The 24,783-nt window shown below is 60.0% G+C and carries 18 protein-coding genes; 10 read left to right on the top strand and 8 right to left on the bottom strand.

Annotated features, from left to right (window positions below; translation table 11 throughout):
- Window positions 1-23: 23 nt before the first annotated feature.
- On the bottom strand, window positions 24-872 hold the full coding sequence (locus tag ACX3M4_RS01710; RefSeq protein ID WP_459356880.1) for a beta-keto acid cleavage family enzyme: 849 nt from the start codon (window positions 870-872) through the stop codon (window positions 24-26).
- Window positions 873-961: 89 nt separating this feature from the next.
- Here ACX3M4_RS01710 and ACX3M4_RS01705 point away from each other — a divergent pair, with 89 nt between their 5' ends.
- The 5 genes from ACX3M4_RS01705 (at window position 962) to ACX3M4_RS01685 (ending at window position 7,704) form a co-directional block, all read left to right on the top strand.
- A complete protein-coding gene (locus ACX3M4_RS01705) occupies window positions 962-1,870 on the top strand; it encodes a MurR/RpiR family transcriptional regulator (RefSeq protein ID WP_459356879.1) in 909 nt (302 codons plus the stop codon).
- Window positions 1,867-3,204, top strand: a complete 1,338-nt coding sequence (locus ACX3M4_RS01700; protein ID WP_459356878.1) for an aspartate aminotransferase family protein — start codon at window positions 1,867-1,869, stop codon at window positions 3,202-3,204. The genes ACX3M4_RS01705 and ACX3M4_RS01700 overlap by 4 nt, the downstream gene beginning before the upstream one ends.
- Before the next feature lie 260 nt (window positions 3,205-3,464).
- Window positions 3,465-4,424, top strand: a complete 960-nt coding sequence (locus ACX3M4_RS01695) for a TAXI family TRAP transporter solute-binding subunit (RefSeq protein WP_459356877.1) — start codon at window positions 3,465-3,467, stop codon at window positions 4,422-4,424.
- 139 nt (window positions 4,425-4,563) lie between these two features.
- Entirely contained in the window at window positions 4,564-7,269 is a 2,706-nt protein-coding gene (locus ACX3M4_RS01690; protein WP_459359352.1) for a TRAP transporter permease, read from the top strand.
- Window positions 7,270-7,278: 9 nt separating this feature from the next.
- Window positions 7,279-7,704: a universal stress protein gene (locus ACX3M4_RS01685; protein ID WP_459356876.1), complete on the top strand. Its 426-nt coding sequence runs from the start codon at window positions 7,279-7,281 to the stop codon at window positions 7,702-7,704.
- A gap of 119 nt (window positions 7,705-7,823) precedes the next feature.
- On the opposite strand, the gene ACX3M4_RS01680 is transcribed toward ACX3M4_RS01685, so the two are convergent.
- The 6 genes from ACX3M4_RS01680 to ACX3M4_RS01655 all read right to left on the bottom strand — a co-directional run bounded on the left by ACX3M4_RS01680 (window position 7,824) and on the right by ACX3M4_RS01655 (window position 13,431).
- Window positions 7,824-8,093 carry a hypothetical protein gene (locus ACX3M4_RS01680; RefSeq protein ID WP_459356875.1) on the bottom strand — a complete coding sequence of 90 codons (270 nt, stop codon included), beginning with the start codon at window positions 8,091-8,093 and terminating at the stop codon, window positions 7,824-7,826.
- A gap of 48 nt (window positions 8,094-8,141) precedes the next feature.
- Entirely contained in the window at window positions 8,142-8,447 is a 306-nt protein-coding gene (cyoD, locus tag ACX3M4_RS01675; protein ID WP_459356874.1) for a cytochrome o ubiquinol oxidase subunit IV, read from the bottom strand.
- A 9-nt stretch (window positions 8,448-8,456) separates the two neighbouring features.
- Entirely contained in the window at window positions 8,457-9,050 is a 594-nt protein-coding gene (gene cyoC, locus ACX3M4_RS01670) for a cytochrome o ubiquinol oxidase subunit III (protein ID WP_459356873.1), read from the bottom strand.
- A 12-nt stretch (window positions 9,051-9,062) separates the two neighbouring features.
- Window positions 9,063-11,102 (bottom strand): cytochrome o ubiquinol oxidase subunit I, encoded by a 2,040-nt coding sequence (cyoB, locus tag ACX3M4_RS01665; RefSeq protein ID WP_459356872.1) that lies wholly within the window; start codon window positions 11,100-11,102, stop codon window positions 9,063-9,065.
- Window positions 11,102-12,031 (bottom strand): ubiquinol oxidase subunit II, encoded by a 930-nt coding sequence (gene cyoA / locus ACX3M4_RS01660; protein WP_459356871.1) that lies wholly within the window; start codon window positions 12,029-12,031, stop codon window positions 11,102-11,104. Before cyoA ends, cyoB begins: the two co-directional genes overlap by 1 nt.
- 158 nt (window positions 12,032-12,189) lie before the next feature.
- A complete protein-coding gene (locus ACX3M4_RS01655; RefSeq protein ID WP_459356870.1) occupies window positions 12,190-13,431 on the bottom strand; it encodes an allantoate amidohydrolase in 1,242 nt (413 codons plus the stop codon).
- A 146-nt stretch (window positions 13,432-13,577) separates the two neighbouring features.
- On the opposite strand from ACX3M4_RS01655, the gene ACX3M4_RS01650 reads away from it, so the two are divergent.
- The 5 genes from ACX3M4_RS01650 (at window position 13,578) to ACX3M4_RS01630 (ending at window position 20,091) form a co-directional block, all read left to right on the top strand.
- Window positions 13,578-15,137: an ABC transporter substrate-binding protein gene (locus ACX3M4_RS01650; protein WP_459356869.1), complete on the top strand. Its 1,560-nt coding sequence runs from the start codon at window positions 13,578-13,580 to the stop codon at window positions 15,135-15,137.
- A gap of 277 nt (window positions 15,138-15,414) precedes the next feature.
- On the top strand, window positions 15,415-16,359 hold the full coding sequence (locus tag ACX3M4_RS01645; RefSeq protein ID WP_459356868.1) for an ABC transporter permease: 945 nt from the start codon (window positions 15,415-15,417) through the stop codon (window positions 16,357-16,359).
- Entirely contained in the window at window positions 16,359-18,296 is a 1,938-nt protein-coding gene (locus tag ACX3M4_RS01640) for a dipeptide/oligopeptide/nickel ABC transporter permease/ATP-binding protein (protein WP_459356867.1), read from the top strand. The genes ACX3M4_RS01645 and ACX3M4_RS01640 overlap by 1 nt, the downstream gene beginning before the upstream one ends.
- Complete coding sequence (locus tag ACX3M4_RS01635) at window positions 18,293-19,300, top strand: ABC transporter ATP-binding protein (RefSeq protein WP_459356866.1); 1,008 nt, start codon at window positions 18,293-18,295, stop codon at window positions 19,298-19,300. The genes ACX3M4_RS01640 and ACX3M4_RS01635 overlap by 4 nt, the downstream gene beginning before the upstream one ends.
- A gap of 35 nt (window positions 19,301-19,335) precedes the next feature.
- Window positions 19,336-20,091 carry a FadR/GntR family transcriptional regulator gene (locus ACX3M4_RS01630; protein ID WP_459356865.1) on the top strand — a complete coding sequence of 252 codons (756 nt, stop codon included), beginning with the start codon at window positions 19,336-19,338 and terminating at the stop codon, window positions 20,089-20,091.
- Window positions 20,092-20,144: 53 nt separating this feature from the next.
- Here ACX3M4_RS01630 and ACX3M4_RS01625 read toward each other — a convergent pair whose 3' ends face one another.
- Window positions 20,145-24,596, bottom strand: a complete 4,452-nt coding sequence (locus ACX3M4_RS01625) for a P-loop NTPase fold protein (RefSeq protein WP_459356864.1) — start codon at window positions 24,594-24,596, stop codon at window positions 20,145-20,147.
- Window positions 24,597-24,783 lie beyond the last annotated feature (187 nt).

Raw genomic sequence — 24,783 nt, 5'->3', positions numbered from 1 at the left:
AGACACGTGCGCCCCGCAGACAGTCAGCCCTGACCAAGTGTCCGGAGCATCTGCGACCGGAGAGTGCCGGCATCGGAGAGGCTCTGCCCGCATGCCTTGAGTGCGCCGGCCAAGCTTGAGACTAGCTCTTCGTTCACCGCCGCCACGCGGCCGTCCGGCAGGATGGTGTTGTTTTCAAATCCGGTGCGCAGGTTCCCGCCCAGCAAACCGGCAGCTGTCAGGCAGGCGGTTTCGTAACGGCCGAAGGCGCAGACCATCCAGTTTGAAAAGCGGGGTTGCCCCGCCTCCAGAAACGGCAGCAGGTCGGCCGGTGCTGAAGTCTGTCCGGTGGTGTAGCGCCCCAGCACATAGAGGACCGGGATGTTCTCGAACGGCAGGTCGCCGCGATCGCGCAGCGCCGCCAGCCGGACGGCCTCCGACGGCTCGTAGAGAATGATCTGCGGCAGAACGTTCTCCCGTTTCATCCAGGCGAGCAGATCGATAAACGCAGGCAGGTCCCCGGCCGCCGGCGCGATTTCCCGCAAGGCCAGCGAAACGGCTTCCGGCCGTGTTTTCTTCACCACCGCGATCTGCTCCGGCGGACTGTAGAGCCCCAGGGCTTCGCTGGTGATCTGTATCAGCAACCTGTCGCCAACTTCCCGGCGCACGGCATCGATTGCGGCGCGATAGGCACCCGGGTCGAGCAGGTGCCGGCCCTCAGGCGTTCTCACATGAATGTGGATCATCGCGGCCCCCGCCTCATGGCAGGCCGCTGCTGTCGCGGCCAGCTCATCGGGAGTGAGAGGCAGACCAGGGTGATCCGCCTTGGTCTTGCGCCCGCCATTGGGGGCGACCGCGATCGCCACGTCTGCAAAAGGCCCGGTTCCGTTCATGCCACTTCTCTCAATGATACATTTGTTGACTTTTTAGCAGTTTTGAAACATATGTTGCAAGCAGCGAATGGGCGCACAGGACCAATCTCATGCTCAGGCCGACGCTTTCCGAACAGATCATCGCGTGTTTCGACGGCTTCCCGAAGGAGTTGAAGAAAGCAGCGCAGTTCGTGATCGACAATCCCAGCGACGTTGCGCTTCTGTCCATGCGCGAACAGGCCCGGCGGGCCGGCGTTCAGGCCTCGACGATGACCCGGCTGGCAAAACAGCTCGGTCTTGAAGGCTACGACGCAGTCCGGGAGGCCTATGCCGAGGCCCTGCGCTTTCCGGTGTCCGACTTTGCGGAAAAGGCCCGCGGTCAAAGACGAAGACAGGCGCTCGACGGCGACCAGGCTCTGGCCGGCAACATCATTGCGTCCCTGAAACGCCAGATCGATGCGCTGGGATCACCGGAGCGACTGGCGCAGCTCACCGAAGCGGCCGCGCTGATCGTCAAAGCACGGCGTGTCTTTTGCGTGGGCCTGCGCGCAAGCTATCCGATCGTCTGGCAGCTGCACTACATCCTGTCCCTCATCGGCGAAAAAACAGTCATGCTGGACGATGTCGCCGATACCGGAGCGGACAGGCTGCGGTTTGCGACGCAGGACGACGTGCTCTTCGCGGTCACCGTGCGCCCCTACACAAGGGTCACCCTGGATATCGCCGACTATGCACATAGGCGCGGCACGCCCGTCATTGCACTGACCGACAGTGCGGTCTCTCCGCTTGCCCGCAACGCCAGCGTGACAGTCCTCGCCTCGACGGAGAGTTCTTCCTTCTTTCACACAATGACACCCGCTTTTGCGCTTGCTGAAATCCTGGCCGGCCTCGTCGCCGGCCGCGAAGGCGACGAAGCGCTCGAAGCCCTCAGGCGGGCGGACGATTACCACGCCAGCCTTGGCACCTATGCCACGACGCGCCCGATTCCAGTGGCGCCAATTTCGAAAGACCTGCCATGACGCATCTTCTGCACCGTTCCATCCGGTCCACGCTTCCGGTCGCCGTGCGCGGTCAGGGAATTCATCTTTATGACCAGTCCGGCAAATCCTATATCGACGCCTCGGGAGGCGCTGCCGTTTCGTGTCTTGGCCACGCCCACCCGGACGTCCTGAAGGCCCTCCACGACCAGCTTGACAGCATCGCCTATGCCCATACCGGCTTCTTCACGACAGACGTAGCGGAAAAGCTCGCCGATCGTCTCGTCAGCGATGCGCCGGAGGGCATCGACAAGGTCTATCTCGTTAGCGGTGGCTCGGAAGCGGTCGAGGCGGCCCTCAAGATGGCACGGCAATATTTCGTCGAAACCGGCCAGCCGCAGCGCCGCCACGTCATCGCGCGCCGCCAGAGCTACCATGGCAACACGCTCGGAGCGCTCGCCGCCGGCGGCAACGAATGGCGCCGGGTGCAATTCAGCCCCCTGCTCATCGAAACCCACCACATTGCGCCCTGCTATGCCTACCGGGACCAGCAAACTGGAGAAACGCTCGAGGAATACGGCCTGCGTGCTGCACAGGAACTGGAAGACAAGATCCTGGAGCTTGGCGAAGACACCGTCATGGCCTTCGTCGCCGAACCGGTTGTCGGGGCGACGAGCGGTGCGTTGACGCCGGCACCCGGCTATTTCCGGAAAATCCGGGAGATCTGCGACCGGTACGGCGTCCTGCTGATCCTGGACGAAGTCATGTGCGGCATGGGCAGGACCGGCACGTTGCATGCCTGCGAACAGGAAGACGTGCGACCCGACCTTCTTACCATCGCGAAAGGCCTCGGCGGCGGCTATCAGCCGATCGGCGCCGTTCTGTTGAGCGACACGATTTTCGAGGCCTTCGAAAAGGGTTCGGGCTACTTCCAGCACGGTCACACCTATATGGGCCATCCGATGGCCGCGGCGGCAGGACTGGCCGTGCAGGAAGTCATCCGCAGGGACAACCTGCTGTCCAATGTCGTCGCCATGGGCAAGCATCTTTCCGCCTGCCTCACAGACCGTTTCGGCCAGCATGCAAATGTCGGCGACATACGGGGGCGCGGGCTTTTCCAGGCGATTGAACTCGTCGAAGACAGGGAAACGAAGAAGCCGTTCGATGCCGGGCTGAAGCTGAACGCCCGTATCAAGAGCGAGGCAATGTACCGCGGTCTCATGGTCTACCCGATGGGCGGCACGATCAACGGTCGTGAGGGTGACCACGTTCTGCTCGCCCCGCCGTTCATCTCGGCCAGGGCCGACATCGAGACGATTGCAGGCCGTCTTGGCGACGCCGTGGATGCTGCGATTGCGTCGGTTGGAAAGGGATAAGGAGGCAAGAGAGGCGCTCCGATATTGGCGCCGACAGACCTGTGAATTGCCTGCCGGTGCCCTTGACCGTTTCGGCCAGGTTGGTATCGGGAGGCACGACAATTCTGACGTTTGGACTGAAAGAGGGTTGCACAATCCAACCCTGCATTGTTCTCTGTCAGGATGAACCCGGAGATATGGAAAACAACAACATACGTCATTTCCCCGGGAGTTTAGGGCTAAACCCGATGTGAAAATTTTGAAGAAGTGGGAGTAACACGATGAAATTGAAGAAACTTGCGGCAGCTGCAGCGATTTCGCTGCTGGCAGCCGGCGCTGCCAAGGCAGAGGAAACTTTCATCACCATCGGCACGGGCGGACAGACCGGCGTTTACTACGTGGTCGGACAATCCATCTGCCGCCTCGTCAACCGCGGCTCGGCCGAGCACAACATCAAGTGCACCGCCCCGTCCACCGGCGGTTCGATCGACAACATCAACGCCATCAAGAACGGCGACCGCCAGCTGGGCGTCGCACAGTCTGACTGGCAGTTCCACGCCTATAACGGCACTTCCAAGTTCGAAGGCGACAAGTTCGACAAGCTGCGTGCCGTCTTCTCCGTCCATGGCGAACCCTTCACCGTCGTCGCCCGCGCCGATTCCGGCGTCAAGACGTTCGACGACCTGAAAGGCAAGCGCGTCAATATCGGCAACCCCGGCTCCGGCCAGCGCGCGACGATGGACGTCGTGCTTGGTGCCAAGGGCTGGTCCACCGACGATTTTGCCCTCGCCTCCGAACTGAAGGCCGCTGAACAGGCCGGCGCTCTTGGCGACAACAAGATCGACGCCATGATCTACACCGTCGGACACCCGGCCGGGGCCATCCAGGAAGCCACGACGACCACCGACGCCGTGCTGGTGAATGTCGACGGCGACGCGATCGGGCAGCTGGTCGACGAAAACGCCTACTACGCCTGGGCAACCATTCCGGGCGGCATGTACAAGGGCAATCCGGACGACATCAAGACCTTCGGCGTGAAGGCGACCTTCGTGACGTCCGAAGATGTGCCGGAAGACGTGATCTACCAGGTCGTCAAGGCCGTGTTCGACAATTTCGACCGCTTCAAGAAGCTGCACCCCGCCTTTGAAAACCTGACCGAAGAAGACATGATCAAGGGTGGACTGTCCGCCCCGCTGCATGCCGGAGCTGAAAAGTACTACAAGGAAAAAGGCTGGATGTAAGGCCATCGGCACCCCCGCGGGCATCTGCACGCGGGGGCTTGCCTTGAACGCCGAAACCAGAACAACTTAAGGGCGTTTTCAGCGGATTGAAGGGGGCAGCGCGTTGGCAGATACGGGAGACACCACCGGCAGGAAAGAAATGAGCCAGTCGGAAATCGATGAACTTGTCGCGACTGCCGATACCGGTGCGCGCTCGGCAGGTCCTGTCATTGGCCGGCTCATTGCCGGGATCGCACTTGCCTGGTCCCTGTTCCAGCTCTGGTTTGCCTCGCCCCTCCCCTTTGCGCTCGGCATCGGTGTTTTCAACGATACCGAAGCGCGCTCGATCCATCTGGCCTTCGCCGTCGTGCTCGCCTTTCTGGCGTTTCCGCCCGTCCGGTCGGGGTTCCAGACGGCACTCGGTGTCGGTATGCCCTTGGTACTCGGCGGTCTTCTTGCCCTTTCGGCAGACAACACCTTCCCCGCCTGGGTCGTCCTTCTGATCGCCGGCGCCGTGGCGCTCGCGTGCGCGCTGCCGACCCGTAACGACCGCATTGCCATCCAGGAATGGGTGATGATGGCCGTCGGCGGGTTTTGTTCCGCGTATCTTTTTCTCTTCTATACCGAGCTGGCGGACCGGGTCGGTCAGCCGATTTTCATCGACTTCGTGGTTTCGATCGCCGGCTTGCTGCTGCTCCTGGAAGCCACGCGCAGATCGCTCGGGCCGGCTCTTGTCGTCGTCGCCTCACTCTTTCTCGTCTACACGGTGCTCGGGCAGTACATGCCGGAAATCGTTGCCCACAAGGGCAACAATCTGCGCGAGATCATCAACCACCACTGGATCACCACAGAAGGCGTGTTCGGCATCGCCCTCGGGGTTTCAACGTCCTTTGTCTTCCTGTTCGTGCTTTTCGGCGCGCTACTGGATAAGGCCGGTGCCGGCAACTACTTCATCCAGGTCGCCTTTTCGCTGATGGGCCACATGAAAGGCGGACCGGCCAAGGCCGCCGTCGTGTCCTCGGCCATGACCGGTCTGATTTCCGGCTCGTCCATCGCCAATGTCGTGACGACCGGTACCTTTACGATCCCCCTTATGAAGAAGGTGGGTTTTTCCGCCGAGAAGGCCGGTGCCGTCGAGGTCGCCTCCTCGGTCAATGGCCAGATCATGCCGCCTGTGATGGGGGCCGCCGCCTTCCTGATGGTCGAATATGTCGGCATTCCCTATTTCGACGTGGTCAAGCACGCGATCCTGCCGGCCGCGATTTCCTATATCGCGCTCGTCTATATCGTTCATCTGGAAGCGGCCAAGGCAGGCATGGAAGGTCTGCCCCGCGCCTACGTGCCCGGCCCGATCCTGCGACGCATCGTCGGTTTCGTCTTCGGCGTCCTCGTGCTGTGCGCGGTTTCCTTCGCCGTCTATTACGGCATGGGCTGGATCAAACCGACCTTCGGCGCGGCTGCGCCCTATATCGTCTTTGCATTGCTGACGCTTGTATACGTCGCCTTGGTCGGCTTCGGTTCCCGCTACCCGGAACCGAAAATTGAGAACCCCAATGCGCCGGTGACTTCGCTGCCGCTACCCGGCCCGACGATCAAATCCGGTCTCCATTTCCTCCTGCCTGTGGTAGTCCTAGTCTGGGCGTTGATGGTCGAGCGCCTGTCGCCCGGCCTCTCGGCCTTCTGGGCTTCGGCCTTCATGGTTTTCATCCTGCTCACGCAGCGGCCGCTGTTCGCCCTGTTCCGGGGCGAAGGCGCTCTGCCCGCCGCTGTGCGGCGCGGTTGGGACGAACTGATCGAGGGCCTTATTGCCGGCGCGCGCAACATGATCGGGATCGGCATCGCCACGGCGACCGCCGGCATTATCGTCGGGGCGGTCTCGCAGACCGGGGTCGGTTCGGCCCTTGCCGACGTGGTCGAGGTTCTGTCGGGCGGCAATCTGCTGGCGATCCTGTTCCTGACGGCAATCCTGTCTCTGATCCTCGGCATGGGCCTTCCGACGACGGCGAATTACATCGTCGTCTCCGCTCTGCTGGCACCTGTCATCGTCACGCTCGGCCAGGAAAACGGCCTAATCGTGCCGCTCATTGCCGTGCATCTCTTCGTCTTTTATTTCGGCATCATGGCCGATGTGACCCCGCCGGTCGGCCTCGCCTCCTTCGCTGCGGCGGCCGTCTCCGGCGGCGATCCGATCCGGACAGGTCTCGTCGCCTTTTTCTATTCGCTGCGGACGGCCGCCCTGCCGTTCCTGTTCATCTTCAACACCGACCTCCTGCTGATCGACGTCGACTGGCTGCACGGCATTTTCGTCTTCATCACGGCAACCCTGGCCATGCTCCTCTTCGCGGCGGCGACCCAGGGCTGGTTCCTGACCCGGACAAGATACTGGGAAGCCGCGGCCCTGCTGCTCGTCGCCTTCACCATCTTCCGGCCGGGCTTCTGGATGGACATGGTCTCGCCGCCCTTCGTTGAGCGCGATCCTTCCGAAATCGCGACTGCGGCGCAGAACACGCCCGCCGGCGAACCGCTCCGCCTGCGCATCCGCGGCCTCGACGACGTTGGGGACATGAAGGAATGGGTGGTTCTGCTTCCACTTGAAGAGGCCGCAACCGGCGAGGAAAAGCTGGAAAATGCTGGCCTTCTTTTGCGCACGGAAGGTGACAAGACACTTGTCGACGATGCTGCCTACGGCTCGGCCGCCAAGGACGCCGGCCTCGATTGGGACCAGGAGATTGTCCGCGTGCTCCGTCCGGCCGACCAGCCGTCGAAATATCTGATGTTCCTGCCGGCCCTGGCCGTCCTCGGTGTCGTTGTCTTCCTGCAGCGCCGACGGGTGGCAAGGGACCAGGGCAAACCACAGGCCGCTTAAGGGGGAGCCATGTATTCGTCGATCCTGTTTCCGGTAGATCTGGAGCATGAAAGATCCTGGAAAGATGCGCACCACGTCGTCAGGAAACTGGCCGAGGCACTTGGTGCCAAGGTGCATGTGCTGACGGTTGTTGCCGACGTGCGGGGCACCATGGCGGCCCAGTTTCTGCCGGACAATTTCGAGGACAAGGTCGTCAAGGAGGCAAAGCAGCGGCTGACGGCCTTTATCCGCGAGCATCTGGATGGTTTGCCGGAAGTCGACGGATATGTCGCAACAGGCCGTCCCTACAAGGAGATCGTCTCCAATGCCGAAAGGCTGGGTTGCGACCTTATCATCATGGCGTCACACAAGCCTGGGGTCCTGGATCACCTCATCGGCCCGAACGCCGACAAGGTTATCCGGCATTCCAAACTTTCCGTGATGGTGGTCAAATAAGACGTGGTCGGTTCCATATTGGCCGCGCGGTCATATGGTTTGACCACACCGGTGGTGCAATCTGGAACGGCCGACAGGATCAAAACGGACGCATATCTGCCATAGAAACTCGGCTGCCCCTACTCCACGTCGCCGATGTATTTCGCCTTGTCGATCAGCTCCTGGCACTTGGCCTCGTTGCCTTCGCGCTTTTCCTTTGTCGCCTCTTGCAACAGGACGCGCATTTGCTCGGCGACGGTGATGTCGATCCCTTCGCGCTCGTGGTTGTCGGCGGCATATTCGACTTTGTCGATATCCGCCTGGCAATCGGCGAGTGCCGCATTGGCGCTCGTCAACATGAACAGGGCGCCAAGGCCGGCCTTCAGTGACATCGGAACTGCTTTACGCATATCGAACTTCCTCTCATTTGATCCTGGGTCGAACGAGGTCTGCTGTCCTCACATCATCCGGTGGTGCAGGTCGGTCATGATCCAGAGACTGCCGCCCACCATGATGAAGATAAGCACGGCGGCGAAGAACAGAAAGAACAGGTTTTCGGACGGGGTCGACTTGAAGTCGAGGTGGAGGAAATAGACCAGGTGCACGATCACCTGCATGATCGCCCCGGACGCAATGACCACGTAGACCATCGGTCCGCTCAGAAGTCCTCCCCAAACCACACCAAAGGGAATGACCGTGAGAATGACGGCCAGAACGAAGCCGATGATGTAGCGGGCGGTGGGTCTGTCTGCAAATCGATGCATCGTGATCTCCTACATGACGCCGGGCAGATAGACGACCGAGAAGATCCCGATCCAGACAATGTCGAGGAAGTGCCAGAAAAGGCCGAGCCGGAAAACGCGCGAGCGCACCGGTTGCGTCAGACCTTTCACCAGGATCTGGCCGATCATGACCACGATGCCAAGGCAGCCGAAGGCAACATGCAGCCCGTGTGTACCGACAAGGGTGAAGAACGCAGACAGGAAACCGGAGACCTCCGGTCCTGCACCCTTTGCGATCATGCCGCCGAATTCCATCAGTTCCATGCCGAGGAAGCAGAGGCCCAGCAACAGGGTCACGATCAGCCACTGCACCACCTTCCCCTTGTTGCCGGCACGCTGCGCGATGAAGGCAAAGCCGAAAGTCAGGCTGGACACCAGTAGCAACGAGGTCTCGATGGCAGTGCGGCCAAGATCGAACACCTCTTTCGAGGTCGGTCCGGCGGCTGAGTTGTTGGCAAGCACCGCATAAGTGGCAAAAAGCAGCGCGAAGATGACCGCGTCGGTCATCAGGTAGACCCAGAACCCGAATTCACGCGAGGCCAGGGAGTGTTTTTCTTCCTCTTCGAGGATCGTGGCAACGGACATCGGCTCCCTCCCCTAAACCGTCCCGGGCAACGGCGCGCCCGAGGCGGCACCGCGCGGCACGAAATCGCGCATGTCATGCATGTCGGCAGGTGTGATCTGGGACAGTCGCGCCGTTTCGATCCGGGCGATTTCCGCGGCCGGCAGGACGAAGTCCGTGTCGTCGTCCGAGGCGCGGATGGCAACGCACACCAGCGACAGCACGAAGGAGACCGCGACCAGCCACCAGATGTACCAGACGAAAGCAAAGCCGAGCACGAAGGCAAGCCCGCCCAGAACCGGTCCGATCCAGGTGTTTTTTGGCATCACGATATCTTCGTAATGCTGCGGCGGCCGGTAGGCCTCACCCATGATCTTCTGTTCGTGGAAAGCGTCGATGCCGGTGACCTCCGGCAGGACGGCGAAATTGTAGGCTGCAGGCGGCGAGGACGTCGCCCATTCCAGCGTACGACCGTTCCAGGGATCGCCTGTGACGTCCCGCGCCGAACCCCAGTTTTTCGCCGAGACGTAAAGCTGTATGGCAATGCAGGCGATGCCGCAGAGCACGAAGACTGCGCCAAGAGCGGCAACGATCAGATAGGGCTGCCATGTGGGATCGGCATAATGTTCCATGCGCCGGCTCATGCCCTTGAAGCCGAGCACGTAGAGCGGCATGAAGGCGAGATAGAAGCCGATGATCCAGAACCAGAATGAGCGCACGCCCCATTTCACGTCGAGCTTGAATCCGAACGCCTTCGGGAACCAGTAGTTCAGCCCTGCAAAGTATCCGAACAGCGCGCCCGGGATCAGCATGTTGTGGAAATGGGCCACCAGAAACGTCGAATTGTGCATCAGGTAATCGGCCGGCGGCAGCGCCAGCAGGACCCCGGTGACGCCGCCGATGACAAAGGTGACCATGAAACCGATGGTGTAGATCATCGAGGGATGAAACTCGATCCGCCCCCTGTACATGGTGAAGACCCAGTCGAAGATCTTCACTCCCGTCGGCACGGCGATGATCATGGTTGCGATGCCGAAGATGGCATTCACATTTGCGGATGACCCCATGGTGAAAAAGTGATGCAGCCAGACGGTGAAGGACAGGAGCGCGATGCAGGCGGTGGCATAGACCAGAGAGGCATAGCCGAAGAGCCGCTTGCGCGAGAAGGTCGCCACCACCTCCGAGAAGATGCCGAAGGCCGGCAGGATCAGAATATAGACCTCCGGGTGCCCCCAGATCCAGAGCAGGTTGGCAAACATCATCATGTTGCCGCCATCGCCATTGGTGAAGAAGTGGAAGCCGAGCGTGCGGTCCAGCGTCAGCTGGGCGGCAACCACCGTCAGGGCCGGAAACGCGAACGCAATCAGGATCGATATGCACAGCGTCGTCCAGGTGAACAACGGCATGCGCATGTAGGTCATGCCCGGACAGCGGTTCCTGACGATGGTGACGATGAAATTGATACCTGACAGCGTCGAACCGATCCCGCTGACGATAAGCGCCCAGAGCCAGTAATCCACCCCGACCCCGGGGCTGTATTCGATGCCGGAATAAGGCGGATAGCCGGTCCAGCCGGCCTGCGAGAACTTGCCGAGCACAAGCGAGACCAGCACAAGTCCCGCTCCGGCGGCGGTCATCCATAGGCTGACGGAGTTCAGGAACGGAAAGGCGACGTCCCGGGCACCGATCTGCTGCGGCACGATGATGTTGATGAGGCCGGTCAGGAACGGCATCGCCACGAAGAAGATCATGATCGTGCCGTGGGAGGAAAAGATCTGTTCGAAATGCTCCGGCGGCAGGTAGCCCTCGCTGTTGAGCGAGATCGCCTGCTGCGCCCGCATCATGATTGCGTCGACGAAGCCGCGCACCAGCATTACCAGAGCAAGCACCACATACATGATGCCGATCTTCTTGTGGTCGACGCTGGTGAGCCAATCGGTCCAAAGCACCTTCCAGGCTCTGAGATAGGTGATCAGCAGGAACACGACCACGCCGCCAGCCACCGTCACCCCCGCCCCGCCCATGGCGACCCAGGAATAGAACGGCAGCGCATCCTCAGTCAGTCGTCCCAGCATCAGGCGGCTCCCCTGCAGATGAGTTCGGCCGCTTCGCTCTCATAGGGACCGACCATCGGCTTGTATTTGCGCAAGATCAGGTTGAACAGATCCGTCTCGTAGGACGAATAATGGCTCACCGGATTGGCGACGCTTTGCTTTTGCAATTCAAGATAGGACCCCGCGCTCAGCTCCTCAGGCGAAGCTGTCACCTTCGCCTTCCAGGCGTCGAAATCCGCGTCGTTCATGGCATGGGCCAGGAAATGCTGGTCGGAAAAGCCATCGCCGGAATACATGGTGTTGCGGCCGGTGAAGGTGCCGGGACCATCCGCAAGAAGATTGAGTTCGGACCGCATGCCGGCCATGGCATAGATCTGGCCGCCGAGCGCCGGGATCATCAGGGAATTCATCACCGTGTCGGAGGTGATTTCGATGGTGAGCGGCCGGTCGGCGGGAAAGGCCAGTTCATTGACGCTGGCCGTGCCGAGCTCCGGATAAAGAAACAGCCACTTCCAGTCCAGCGCGACGGCCTGCACCTTGAACGCAGGCTTGTCCGATACAATTGCCCTGTAGGGATCAAGTTTGTGGGTCGACTCCCAGACCATCGTCCCGATGGCGATCACGATCGCCGCCGGAACGGCCCAGACCACGGCCTCGATCTTCCAGGAGCCCTCCCAGTCCGGTGCATATTCTGCCTTTTCGTTGCCCTTGCGATAGCGCCAGACGAACAGCAGCGTCAGCAGGATGGCTGGAATCGCGACGATCATCATGATGCCGAAGGCGGCAAAGAGCAGATCCCGCTCCGCGAGAGCGATAGGGCCTTTCGGAAAGAGCACGGGTGCTTCGGCGAGAGCGCAGCCCTGTAAAACAGAGAGAACGCAAAAGAGAGCAGCAATGCCCAAGGGCTTCAAGGCGCGTCCGGCCGGTTTTCCAGCAATCACTTCGTCCATGACTCCCCCATGAAAATGGCCAGGGACTTTACGATTTTGATCTGCCGCAGCAGTGGCGGCCTCAAATGTTATGCGTGTCTTTTGAAGAGCCTAGCCGAGCCTGCCGGGCAAAGAAAGAGCGAAAGTTGAAGGTGACACAGGACGCACGCTATCGCTGCTCAACAGGCAAGGTCAATCAAAGCCTGAAGCATCAGATTGGCGCCCTGCTCGATGTCTTTCCAATCGCTGTGTTCTTCCGGTGCATGACTGATACCGGCGCGGCTCGGCACGAAGATCAGTCCGGAGGGGCAAAAGGCCTGCATGGTCTGGGCATCGTGCCCCGCCCCGGACGGCATGCGTCTGGCCGGCAATCCGAACCGGTCCGCGAGCGCTGCCAGCCTGTCGGCAAGGTTCGCATCGAGTTCGATGGGCGCCAGCCAGCTCCGCTCTGTCTTGGACAGCGCCAGACGATGGCGGTTGGCAACGATATCCGCGGTTTCCAGAAACCCGGACCGGAGCGAGTGCATCACCTCCTCGGAGGTGTCGCGCAGAATGACGGAGAACACCGCTCTTCCGGGAATCGTGTGCGGGTGATTGGGCGACAGCTCCACATGGCCGATCGTGACCCGGCTCTGATCCGTGCCGTGATCGCGGATCAGGTCCGGAAGTGCCGCCGTCAATTCGGCAAGCCCGGCAAAGGCATCCGCGCGCAGATGCATCGGCGTCGTGCCGGAATGATTGGCGATGCCGCTGAATGCCAGCTCCAGGTAACAGACCCCCGAGACCTGCTCCGCAATGCCGATGGGCAGCTTTTCCTGTTCCAGAACCGGTCCCTGCTCGATATGCAGCTCCAGGAAAGCTTCGATCGACCCTTGCGGTCTGGCCGCCGCCAGCATCTGCGCCGGATCCATGCCGTGCGCGCGCATGGCATCGGTCAACCGAATCCCGTCCGCATCCGTGGCCTGTTCGATCCAGGTTTCAGAGAGCTGGCCCGTAAGGGCCTGCGAGCCGAGCATTCCGCCGAACCGGCCCTCTTCCTCGGACGTCGCGACGACCTCGATGGCAGTCTGCGGCTGAAGGCCCGCCATCTTCATCGCACGCACGCATTCCAGCGCGACACAGGCTCCAAGCGCACCGTCAAACGCGCCGCCATCGATCACGGTGTCGAGATGCGATCCCGCCATGATGCAGGCTCCCGACTTCGGCCCGTAGCGGCCGAAGATATTCAGGGCACCGTCGTTCCAGACCTCCAGGCCATCTTCCTGCATCTGTGCCGCGAACCAGGCACGGCAATCGATGTCGGCTTGCGAAAAACCCGGGCGCGTATAGCCGCCCGTTTCCGGATGGAAGCCGAAGCGGTTCACCCCTGCAAGCAGGGCTTTCAGGCGGTCCAGATTGATTTGGACGGCTGGCTGCGGCATCCGGATTTCTCCCCATTTTTCAGCGCTTAAGCGTTTATTTGGCCCTCAGGCGCAACCTTCAGGCGAAAATAAATATGAAATATTTGTTGCTGATTTGCAATTAATCATGATTAATTATTCCCCAGAACACAACGAGGGGAATGGTCATGAAAAGATTCCTAGCCGCGGCTTGCGCCACGGCCTTCCTCGCCTTCGCACCCCAAGTGCAGGCGCAGACACCACCCAATGTGCTGGTCGTCGGCCAGATCGCGGAGCCGAAATCGCTCGACCCGCAGGCGGTCACGGCGGTCAATGACTTCCGTATCCTGGTGAACATGTATGACGGCTTGACCCGCTATAAGGACGGCACGCTGGAAGTCGAACCGTCTCTTGCGGAAAGCTGGACGATTTCGGACGACGGCAAGACCTATACGTTCAAGCTGCGCGAAGGCGTGAAGTTCCACGATGGTTCGCCCTTCAATGCCGAAGCCGTCAAGTTCAACTTCGACCGCATGCTGGACGAAGAGCACCCCTATCACGACACGGGCCCCTTCCCGCTGTCGTTTTTCTTCTCCACGGTCGAGACCGTCACCGCAGTGGATGAAACCACGGTTTCCTTCCAGCTGAGCGCGCCTTACGCACCGTTCCTGTCGAACCTTGCCTATCCGACAGGATTGATTGTCTCGCCGGAAGCGGTCAAACAGCATGGCAAGGATTTCGGTCGCAATCCGTCCGGTACCGGCGCCTACAAATTCGCCGAGTGGGATGCCAACGCCAAGGTGGTGGCGGTTCGCAACGAAGACTATTGGGACGGGGAACCGGGCCTTGAAGCCCTGATCTACCGGCCGATCACCGACGCCAACACCCGGATTGCCGAAATGCTCTCCGGCGGTCTGGATGTGATGGTCGAGGTGCCGCCCGACAGCCTGCGGCAGTTCCGCGACGATTCCACCTTCAAGGTGCTGGAACAGGCCGGTCCTCACGTCTGGTTCCTGATCCTGAACCTCCGCGAGGCACCGTTCGACGTGAAGGCCGCGCGCCAGGCTGCCAACTACGCCATCAACAAGAAGGCGCTGGTTGAAAACATCCTGCAGGGTACGGCCGATGTCGCCTCCGGTCCGACGCCTCCCGCCTTTGCCTGGGCTTACAACGAGAGCCTGGAGCCCTATCCGTACGATCCGGAAAAGGCCAAGGAACTCCTGAAAGAAGCCGGTTACAACGGCGAGGAAATCACCTTCTATGTCACCGAAGGCGGCTCCGGCATGCTCGACCCGATTGCCATGGGCACGGCCATCCAGGCAGATCTCCAGGCTGTCGGCATGAAGGTGAAGATCGAGACCTACGAGTGGAACACCTTCCTCGGCAAGGTGAACCCGGGCCTCCAGGGCAAGGCTGCCATGGCGGAAATGGCGTGGATGACCAACGATCCGGACACCCTGCCCTTCCTGGCGCTGCGCACCGAGGCGATGCCCGACAAGGGCGGCTTCAACTCCGGCTACTATTCAAACGCCGAAGTGGATCAGCTCCTGGAGAAGGCCCGTGAGGTTACCGACCAAGGCGAACGCGCGAAGCTCTACAAGCAGATGCAGGAGATCGTGCAGGAAGACGCGCCCTGGGTCTTCGTCGCCAACTGGAAGCAGAATGCCGTCATCAAGGCGTCCGTCGAGGACTTCAAGCTGCAGCCTTCCTTCTTCCTGATGCTCCAGGACGTGAAAAAGGTTCAGTAAGCTGACCTTGTCCCGGCGGGCCGACCAGCCTGCCGGGATTTTCGTATCCGACCCTGGATGCAGCAGGTGTCGGGATGACCGCAGAGGCGCGAGCCCGGTAACAGTACTCCCTCATCCTGAGGAAGCGCAATGCGCTGTCTCGAAGGATGGGCCGCTTGCTCCGGAGTATGCCGCCCATCCTTCGAGACGCGCGCAGGCGCGCTCCTCAGGATGAGGTCGCGGCCGCGGCGAGGCCTCAAAAAACGGCAGGCCGTACGCTAAAACGAGGGAGAGACCATTGGCTGCCTATATCGCCAGGCGTCTTCTGGCTGCCATTCCGGTCCTGTTCGGGCTGACGATCATCGTTTTCCTGATCATGGCCATGATCCCGGGTGACCCGGCAACCGCCATTCTCGGCTCCTACGCCACGCCTGAAAACGTTGCCAAGCTCAACAAGGACCTCGGCCTCGACAAGTCCCTGCCGCAACAATATTTCATCTGGATCGGCAATCTCTTCCAGGGCGATCTCGGCCGCTCCTATACGCTCAACCGTCCCGTCCTCGACGAAGTCATGGAGCGGTTTTCCGCGACGCTCATTCTTGCAGGCACATCGCTTCTCCTGTGCTCGATCTTCGGCCTGCTCGCCGGCATCGTCTCGGCGGTGCGCCAGTACGGCTGGCCGGACAAGATCATCACGCTGGTGGTGCTGATCGGCATTTCGACGCCGTCCTTCTGGCTCGGCCTTCTGCTGATTCTGGTGTTTGCCGTCAATCTTCGCCTTTTTCCAGCCTCCGGCATGTATGCCATTTACGGCGGTGGTGATCTGCCGGACCTCCTGCATCACCTCGCCCTGCCCGCCCTGACCCTGTCCGTCGTCGCGACCGGTGTCATCGCCCGGCTGACCCGCACCGCCATGCTGGAAGTGCTGCGGCAGGACTATATCCGTACCGCCCGTGCCAAGGGCCTGTCGGAGCGTAAGGTCATCTACAAGCACGCCTTCAAGTCGGCACTCGTCGGCGTCGTACCGGTCATCGGCATCCAGGCGGGATTCGTTATCGGCGGCGCGGTCTACATCGAGACCGTGTTCCAGTGGCCCGGCATCGGTTCGATGCTGGTGACCGCCATTTCCACACGTGACCTGCTCCTGGTACAGGGCGGCGTTCTTGTCGTCGCTGCCGCCTACGTCCTTTTCAATCTGCTTGCCGATGTGGTGCAGACAATTCTTGATCCGAGGCTGCGCTGATGAGTGACACCACCTTGAGCGCTCCCGCAAAACCGAAGCCGCGTTCTGCGCGCCCCGGAACCCTCGCGCTGCTTCTCAACAATTCGCTTGCGACCGGCGGACTGATCGTCCTGGTGCTGATCTGCCTCACCGCCCTTGCCGCCCCGCTGCTGCCCCTTGCCGATCCGGACGTCACAGCCCCTGCCGACCGCTTGTTGCCGGTCTTCAGTCAAGGTCATCCGCTCGGCACCGATCACCTCGGCCGGGATATCCTGTCGCGCCTCCTATGGGGCACGCGCGTTTCGCTGGCCGTCGGCCTGTCCGCGACGATTATCGCGGCCTTTTTCGGCTCCCTGCTCGGACTGGTCGCCGGTTATGCGGGTGGGCGCACCGACACGCTGATCATGCGCGGCATCGATATGGTGATGGCCTTTCCCTATATCCTGCTGGCGCTGGCAATCGTTGCCGTCCTTGGCCCAGGCCTCCTCAACGCGCTCTATGCCATCGCCCTCGTCAACATCCCCTTCTTTGCCCGCAATATCCGCGGCATCACTTTGGGGCTGTCGCGCCGGGAATTCGTCGACGCGGCACGTCTTTCCGGAAAATCGCCGGCGCAGATCCTGTTCCTGGAAATCCTGCCCAACGTCTTGCCGGTGATCGTCATCACCATGTCGACGACGGTCGGCTGGATGATCCTGGAAACGGCTGGCCTCTCGTTCCTGGGCCTTGGCGCACAGCCACCCCAGGCCGATCTCGGCTCCATGCTCGGCGAAGGCCGCAAAATCCTTTTCACCGCACCACACGTCTCCATCATCCCGGGCCTGATGATCTTCGCCCTGGTGATGAGCATCAATCTCTTCGGTGACGGCGTTCGTGACATTCTCGACCCGCGCCTGCGCGCCGGGTCTCTAACGCGCCCGGTGTCCCGAACGGCTGTCGAACGCAATCCGGCTGACGTTCCCGCACCGTCCGACAAAGGGGGCGTTCTCGATGTCCGGCAGATGCGAACGGAATTCCAGATCGGGTCGACCGTCTACAAGGCTGTCGGAGGGGTCGACCTGAACCTCGCGGAAGGTGAATGCCTCGGCATTGTCGGCGAATCCGGCTCGGGCAAGTCCGTCACCGCCATGTCGATCATGGGACTGGTGCCGACACCTCCCGGCCGCATTGCAGGAGGGGCTGCCTATCTCGACGGCGAGGACCTCTTTGCCGCCAGCGACAGGCGCATCCGGGACCTGCGCGGAGGATCAGTCGCCTATGTCTTCCAGGACCCGCTCTCGACCCTGCATCCGCTTTTCACCGTCGGTGACCAACTGACGGAAGCGATCACCACGCACCAGCCGATGGCCGGATCGAAGGCACGCGAGAAGGCCATCGAACTTCTGTCTCTGGTGCGCATTCCCAATGCCAGGGAGCGGCTTAGCGCTTACCCGCATGAGCTTTCCGGTGGCATGCGCCAGCGCGTCTGCATTGCCATGGCACTGGCGAACGATGCCAAGGTGCTGATTGCGGATGAGCCGACGACGGCGCTCGACGTCACCGTGCAGTCCCAGATCCTGACGCTGATGAACGGCCTGCGCCGGGAACGCAACGCTGCGATCCTCTTCATCACCCATGATTTCGGCGTCGTCTCGGCGCTCTGCGACCGGGTGGCGGTGATGTATGCGGGCCGCATCGTCGAAACCGGCACCACCGAGGAAGTTCTTGCCAGCCCGCGCCACCCCTATACGGCCAAGCTGATCGAGTGCGTCCCGGTGCTAGGCGAACCTGACAGGCGGCTGGATGCGATCGAGGGCCGTCCCCCGGTCGTCAACAACCTGCCAAAGGGCTGTGCCTTCGCCGACCGTTGCCCCCATGTGCAGGCCTCCTGCAGGAGTGGCGAGATCGACCTTGAAATGACCTCGGACACGCGCGGCGTCCGCTGTCTCTTCCCTCTGAATTCCGGAGGTTCCGCATGAACGAGATGAGCCGGACACCGGCCGGAACCGGCGCCCTCCTCAGCATTCGCCAGGTCGAACGCATCTTCGGAGGCGAGAAAAAACTCTTCGGTGGCCATGCACCTGCGGTCCACGCGGTGCAAGGCCTCAGCCTTGATGTCAGGAAGGGCGAAACCTTGGGTGTCGTCGGCGAATCCGGCTGCGGCAAGTCCACCCTCGCCCGCCTCGTCGTGGGGCTGGACCTGCCCACGTCCGGCACCATCACCTTTAACGGCGAAGACCTGACGGCGCTTGCGAGGAAAGACCGCAACGCGCTTGCCCGCAAGGTGCAATATGTCTTCCAGGATCCCGTCGCCTCGCTTAATCCGCGCAAGACCATCCGCACAATCCTGGAAGCGCCGCTCAAGCACCTGACCAGCCTCAATGCGGACGGACGCGAGAAGCGACTCGCCGAGTTGCTGCAGGCGGTCAATCTCGCGCCGGAATTCCTGGAGCGTTACCCGCACGAATTCTCCGGCGGCCAGGCACAGCGGATCGGCATTGCAAGAGCGCTTGCGGCGGGGCCCGAGCTGATCGTGCTCGATGAGCCGGTCTCTGCACTCGACGTCTCGGTGCAGGCGCAGGTTCTGAACCTTCTCGACAAGCTCAAGGACGAATACGGCCTCACCTACATTTTCATCAGCCACGATCTGTCCGTGGTGGAGAGCGTCAGCGACCGGGTGGCGGTCATGTATTTCGGCCGCATGGCCGAGCTTGGCCCGGCACGGGAGATCTTCCGCCGGCCACTCCACCCCTATACGGATCTCCTGATGCGTTCTGCACCGGCGCCCGGTCGTCATGACCTGATGTCGGAAGATGCCTCGGCCGAGTTGCCCGATCCTTACAATCCGCCGCAGGGCTGCGCCTTCGCAGCCCGCTGCTCGAGGAAAACCGATATCTGCGTTGCCGGACAACCCGCTCCGGATGAGGCCAAGGGCGGCCGGAACCACATTGCGGCTTGCTATCATCCATTGGGAAAGGCATAGGCAGTTCAAAAGAGGGCTTTGCAGTTTAACCGGCTATGAGAATTCCAGAAGGCGCGACAGACCCGAAGACGCGGAAACGCCTCAGGCGTACCGACATGGTCGCCCAGCAGATCCGCGAGCAGATTGTCGAAGCCGGCCTCAAGCCCGGCGACAGGGTGCCGAATGACTGGCTGCAGCCGGACGCCGTCAAGGTTTCTCGTGGCACCTTGCGCGAAGCGTTGAAGGTCTTGGAGTTCCAGGGACTGATATCGACCCGCAGCGGCCCGGGCGGTGGTGTCTTCGTTGCCTCCGTAGAACCCGGCGAAGCCATCCGGATGCTGGACAACCTGTTCCTGTTCGACCAGCCGACGATTGCCGACATCTACACCTTGCGCAAACAGCTTGAACCGGAACTCGCCGCCTCCGTCGCAGGCAACATGAGCGACGACGCCTTCCGCTCGCTGCAGAACTGTATCCGCCTCTATGAGGACGAACCGAAGACCGCGGAAGAGGAATATGCACAGCGCCTGGCAGAGCTAGACTTCCACGAGGAACTGGCAAGGCATTGCGGCAACCCGATCCTTGCCTTCACCTGCTCCTTCCTGCTGAGCCTGCTGCGTGACATGACCGTCTGCCGGTCCATCTACAAGGAACCGAACCCGGCCTTGCGCGAAACCGGCCTGCATTATCAGGTCCAGTTGCTGCGTGCGATCAAGGCAGGCGATGCGGAACTCTGCCGCATGATCATGCGCGGCCACATGTTCGAGGCGGAAAAATACATGCTGGAGCGCGCTGCTATGCGGACCCGCTGAGGTCCAGCTGTGTTGACCGAGACAGGGTTGTAAGGCCGTCAAAAACGGAATGGCTACTCTGCCGCCTGATCCGAAAACCCACCCGAGAGATCTGCCGGATCATTTGAAGTTGAGGATTGTGTCACATTTTCTTGCAGAGCAGCAGGGTACGACGAGTGCAGCATGCTCGCATAGATCCGCGCGTGCTCCATATCGACTTCAGCTTCATCGAGAAGCCTCTTCACCTTGGATGCAACCGCCTTCACACTTGGCTCAGCCTGTTGTCTTTGCAAGAAGGTGTCTATCAACACCTGAGGATCGCTATCGATTTTGTCCGGTTCGGGAAGTCCCTGCAAGAAGGCTTCAGCAGTGCCGAGCGCAATTACCTTGGCATCGTCAATCTGCGGCGGGCTTTCGGCATTTCGTTCGAAATCCATCGACACCCAGCCCAGCCAGCGGGCTAAAAGGTCCAGGAAATCGATCGAATAGTTGATCTGGCGCATTCTGGCGGAAGCGAAGCGCATCCGATTCATATAGCGTTTGATCGCCCGCGGCGTGCCGTTGATGCCTTCAATGACCTGATTGGCGTCTTTCAAGGCGTCGGTAAATGAGTCGGGATCGTAGGTCACATTTTGTGCGATCGAATACGCACGCTGCAGATAAATCCACAAGGCCACAAGTGCAAGAAGAAGCACGACGGGGACCAGGATCCAGAGTTCTTCATAGCGCCAGACAGGTTCGATCGGCTCGGGCGGAGGTTCGGCACCGTCCAGTTCCGGGTTCTCCCGAATGTCCGTTTCTGGCCCAGTCGCCTGTTGCAGGGGACTGATGGACGTAGGCGGCGGTTCATCGCCAGTCTGGGGCACTGAAACCGTGGTCTCCCTTCCAGTTTCGACCGGCACCACAGTCAACGGCAGCGGTTCTTCAATTTGTAGTGTCTGCTGTTCGGCAATCCTCTCGTAGAGCCGACCACCAAATGTCCAGAACGCCCAGAGCAGCGCTGCTATGCAGGCACATCGCAGAGAAATCGATGTAAATTTGTAGCTCAGAGCAATTCTGGGCTTCAGTTTCGTCAGCCACCTTTCGTCATCGGCACTCGGCTTGAGCGCCTTGACCGGCCTCCCCTCAACAAGTGCAGCCGCGGCCTCAGGCGTCATCGGCGGAATTGCGATTTCCAGGTTGATCAGCTTTTCCATGTAATGGCGGGCATATGCGCGCCGCTTGGTCGTATCGCCCTTTTCAAAGTGAAACGGGATCTCCTTGTCAGGTATTCCATCAGCGATGTGTTTCAATTCCTCACCGATGGAGTGCTCGACCTGCGCCCTGTCGAAACCCATTACGACGATGCAATCCCCGACAGAGACGAAATAATTGACGGCCTCGAAGATCGACAGCACGGAGCTGGCCTGGCAGCGGTCGAGGTCATCAATGAAAATGACCAACCCGGGGACACCCGGCATGCGCAGAGCACTGCAGACCTCACCGAACGCCTTGCCGAAATTGTAGCGGAAACTGAGTTTGTCCTGAAAATCCGCGATCCGGGCGAGTGAGGAAAAATTCTTCAGCAGCTTGGCGGGTTTTGCCGGCAAGGCGATCCATAGCGAGCGGAGCCAGTACAGAAGACCCACTACGGGGACAGCAGCGGCGGCCATGCCCTTCAAAGTGAGGCCATCTTTGTTGGAGAGAGTTTTTTCGAACGCCTCGAATTTCTGTCCCAGCCACTGAACCTGATCCTCCGTTACGGCGAAAGCAACGAGAACGACGGCAAGGGCAATCAGAAGGGCAACCGGAAACACGGACAGAAATTGCGCCCAGAGCCTTGGAGCGATCAGCCGGGCGCGGAACCAGAGACCACGCCAGGTCCACACGCTCGGGATTGCCCGCGTCCGCACAGCCTCGAACAGAGCAGCCAGCAGATGGTCCTCGTTCTGGTGGTGCCAGGCATTAAACCAGACGGCAGAGGTGCCACGCTGTTTCAAATCCTGGCACAGGAGGTTCATGAAGGAGCTTTTGCCAGACCCCCAACCGCCGGCAACACCCAGTACAAGGGGTGGTTCCGTCCGGGCGTTTCTCAGGAATAAAGATACTTGGCTCGAGAGCTGATGAAGACCGAGAACATCTTCATCATCCCAGCCGATTTCCCTATCGGACTTTCCGGCAGCCACCGGCCGGTCCTTGAGGCCACGCGTGACCCACCATTTCCGCAGGTAGTAAAAGCCAGCGAGCAGTGCGGAAAGGGAAATGACGATCGAAAAATAAGAAAAGACCGGTGCTCCGGCCTCCCATGGAACATACTTCCAATCGCCTATGCTGTCAGAGCCAATGTCTGGCAGCGACTTTGTCTTGTAGAGGACGCCATGTGAAGGCGCACCATCAAATGCTGGACGACCGATGGCGACGGCATAATTTCGGGCGGTGTCTATGCGAATGTCCGTCAGTGTCGGCAGATGATCTTCGCCGATTGCACCCGCTGTCCAGCTGAGACCTCCGTCATGACTTACCAGAACGGCGCCCTTTTCTCCGACTGCTATTCCGGTCATGCCATCAAAGTGAACTGCAAAAAGAGACGGAGTATCGGATTGCGCGGCCCTGACCTCCAGCCAAGCTATATTGGAAGCAACACCGACAGGTCCGGATGAAGCGAGGCTGTTAAAAACGTCCGTTGAGGAACCAGGCGGGCGAAATTCAGCATAGTCCGGGATCCCGAGGTAAATCGCACCTCCATCACCGACAGCGATCCGTATACCGGTCCCGCCAAGTTCCGTTGAAGCGTTTATGGCGACCGGAAAGAATGTTGTGACGTTGATCCGTCTTCCGTTCTCGATCCATTGCAGCCGGTCTTTGCCGAAAAGGAGCCGCGCTGCGGCATCAAGTGCCGTTGGTTGAATTGACTGGTCGTTATCGTAGACAACATCGAAAACAAAAACGGAGCCATTGTTCGAAAACCCGAGAATTTTTGACCCATTCCCGGAAAAAGCCAAAGTGGTCAGATACATTCCCGCCGTTTGCGTTCCTTGCTGGAGCTGTTGAGTTTCTTCGTTCCATTCAAGACCCTCGACAACGGCAATCCTGCGACCGTCCGAGGCATCCCAAATGCCCAGGAAATCGCCTGTATTCCCTAAGGCAATGAAACGGCCATCCGGTGAAAAGGCGGCCGCAAAACCGCCGCCGCGAATACTGGGCAAAGCGCGAATGAGCAATTCAGACCAGGTATTCCAGATCACGGTGCGACCATGGGCTGAAGTCGTCAGAACCTGGGAACCGTCTGATGAAAATTCTGCATGGCTAACCGGAGCTTCATGAGAAAGAACCGTAATCGTCTGACCTGAATTTGCATTCCAGACCCGAACTGAGTTGTCATAGGAAATAGCGAGCACGTACTCGCCGTTTCTGGAAAATTTGGGCTGGTAAATCCGTAATATCTCCGGACCGAGCCTGGTGATTTCCACGCCTTTACTGCTATCCCAGATACGTGCGGTGGTGTCGTCGGAAGACGTCAACAGCCGTTCTCCGTCTGGAGAAAACTGGACCGTTGTCACGGTGTCTGTGTGACCTTTCAGGACTGCGATCTCATTTCCTGTTACCGCGTCCCAGATCCTTGCTGTGTTGTCTTGGGAAGCTGTAGCGATACGTTGTCCGCCGGCATCAAAGGTTGCATGCAACACTTGATCTGCATGACCTTTCAAAACAAGCAGCTCAGCGCCGGTTCCGGCATCCCACAACGTGGCCGTTCCATCCTTGGATGCTGTAAGTATTCGCGTATTGTCAGGTGAATATACCGCGTGGTTTTCACCGCTCGTTTTGTCCTGAAGAGCTAAGAGCCTGTTTCCTGATTGAACGTCCCAAACCTGGGTCGGTCTCAGGTCCGAAAATGTGAGAAATCGGCTTCCATCCGGCGAAAAGGATGCCCCCGTCGCTCCGGTCTGGCGATATGGAAACTGACTTTCCAGAACGATCGATCTGACATCACCTCGACTTCTCGTGTCTGTCTGTTTCCAGCCTTCGTCCTGATAAAAATAGACCTCTCCCTCAACGCCGATCGCGCCGAGATGCTTGCGATCGGAGCTGAGATAGAGCCGGTCCACGATGACGTCGAAAATGTCCTTCTCTTCCTCGGTCCGGATGCGCCAAGGAGACACACCGGGAGTTTTGACGAGATTCTTGATCGGTTGTTCAAGCGCTTCCCACTTTTTCAAGCGCTCCCTATGGAAGAACTGGTCTTTAGGACCGACGGGCAGATAGTCGTGGTCTGCATAGGCGGGCTCATGGTCTCGGCTGAGTAGCGGCGGTAGCCAAGAGCTTCCGGTCGGGTCGAAAAAGGGGCTGCCGATGGGTTTGGAAGCAGAAAAACCATAATAGGCCAAGGCAGCGAACAAGACAGCAGTCCAAAGTGCAAAACCTGACCGAACGAGTGGCTTGTTAAAATTGGAAAACACAAACGATCGAACGACAGTCGAACCGGTCCTGTCCTTGCGCCCCCGCATTCGAGCTGACTTCGTTCTCGATGAAGTTTCCGCTTCGCTCATGACGCTCCCCCCAACGGGATTTCCATGCCAGCGTATTTAAATATTCAAACAGGTAAGAACGCAGAAAAACTTCTGCGCGTCCCCATGCAAGTATAAACTTATTTGGTGTGAAAATTCAAATATACAGCTCACGGGAAGTTTGGCGGACGTATTTGTTGCTTTCAGGGAATTGACAACAAACCAGGCT

Source organism: Roseibium sp. M-1 (assembly GCF_054515675.1).
This window is presented reverse-complemented; position numbering and strand designations above follow the sequence as displayed.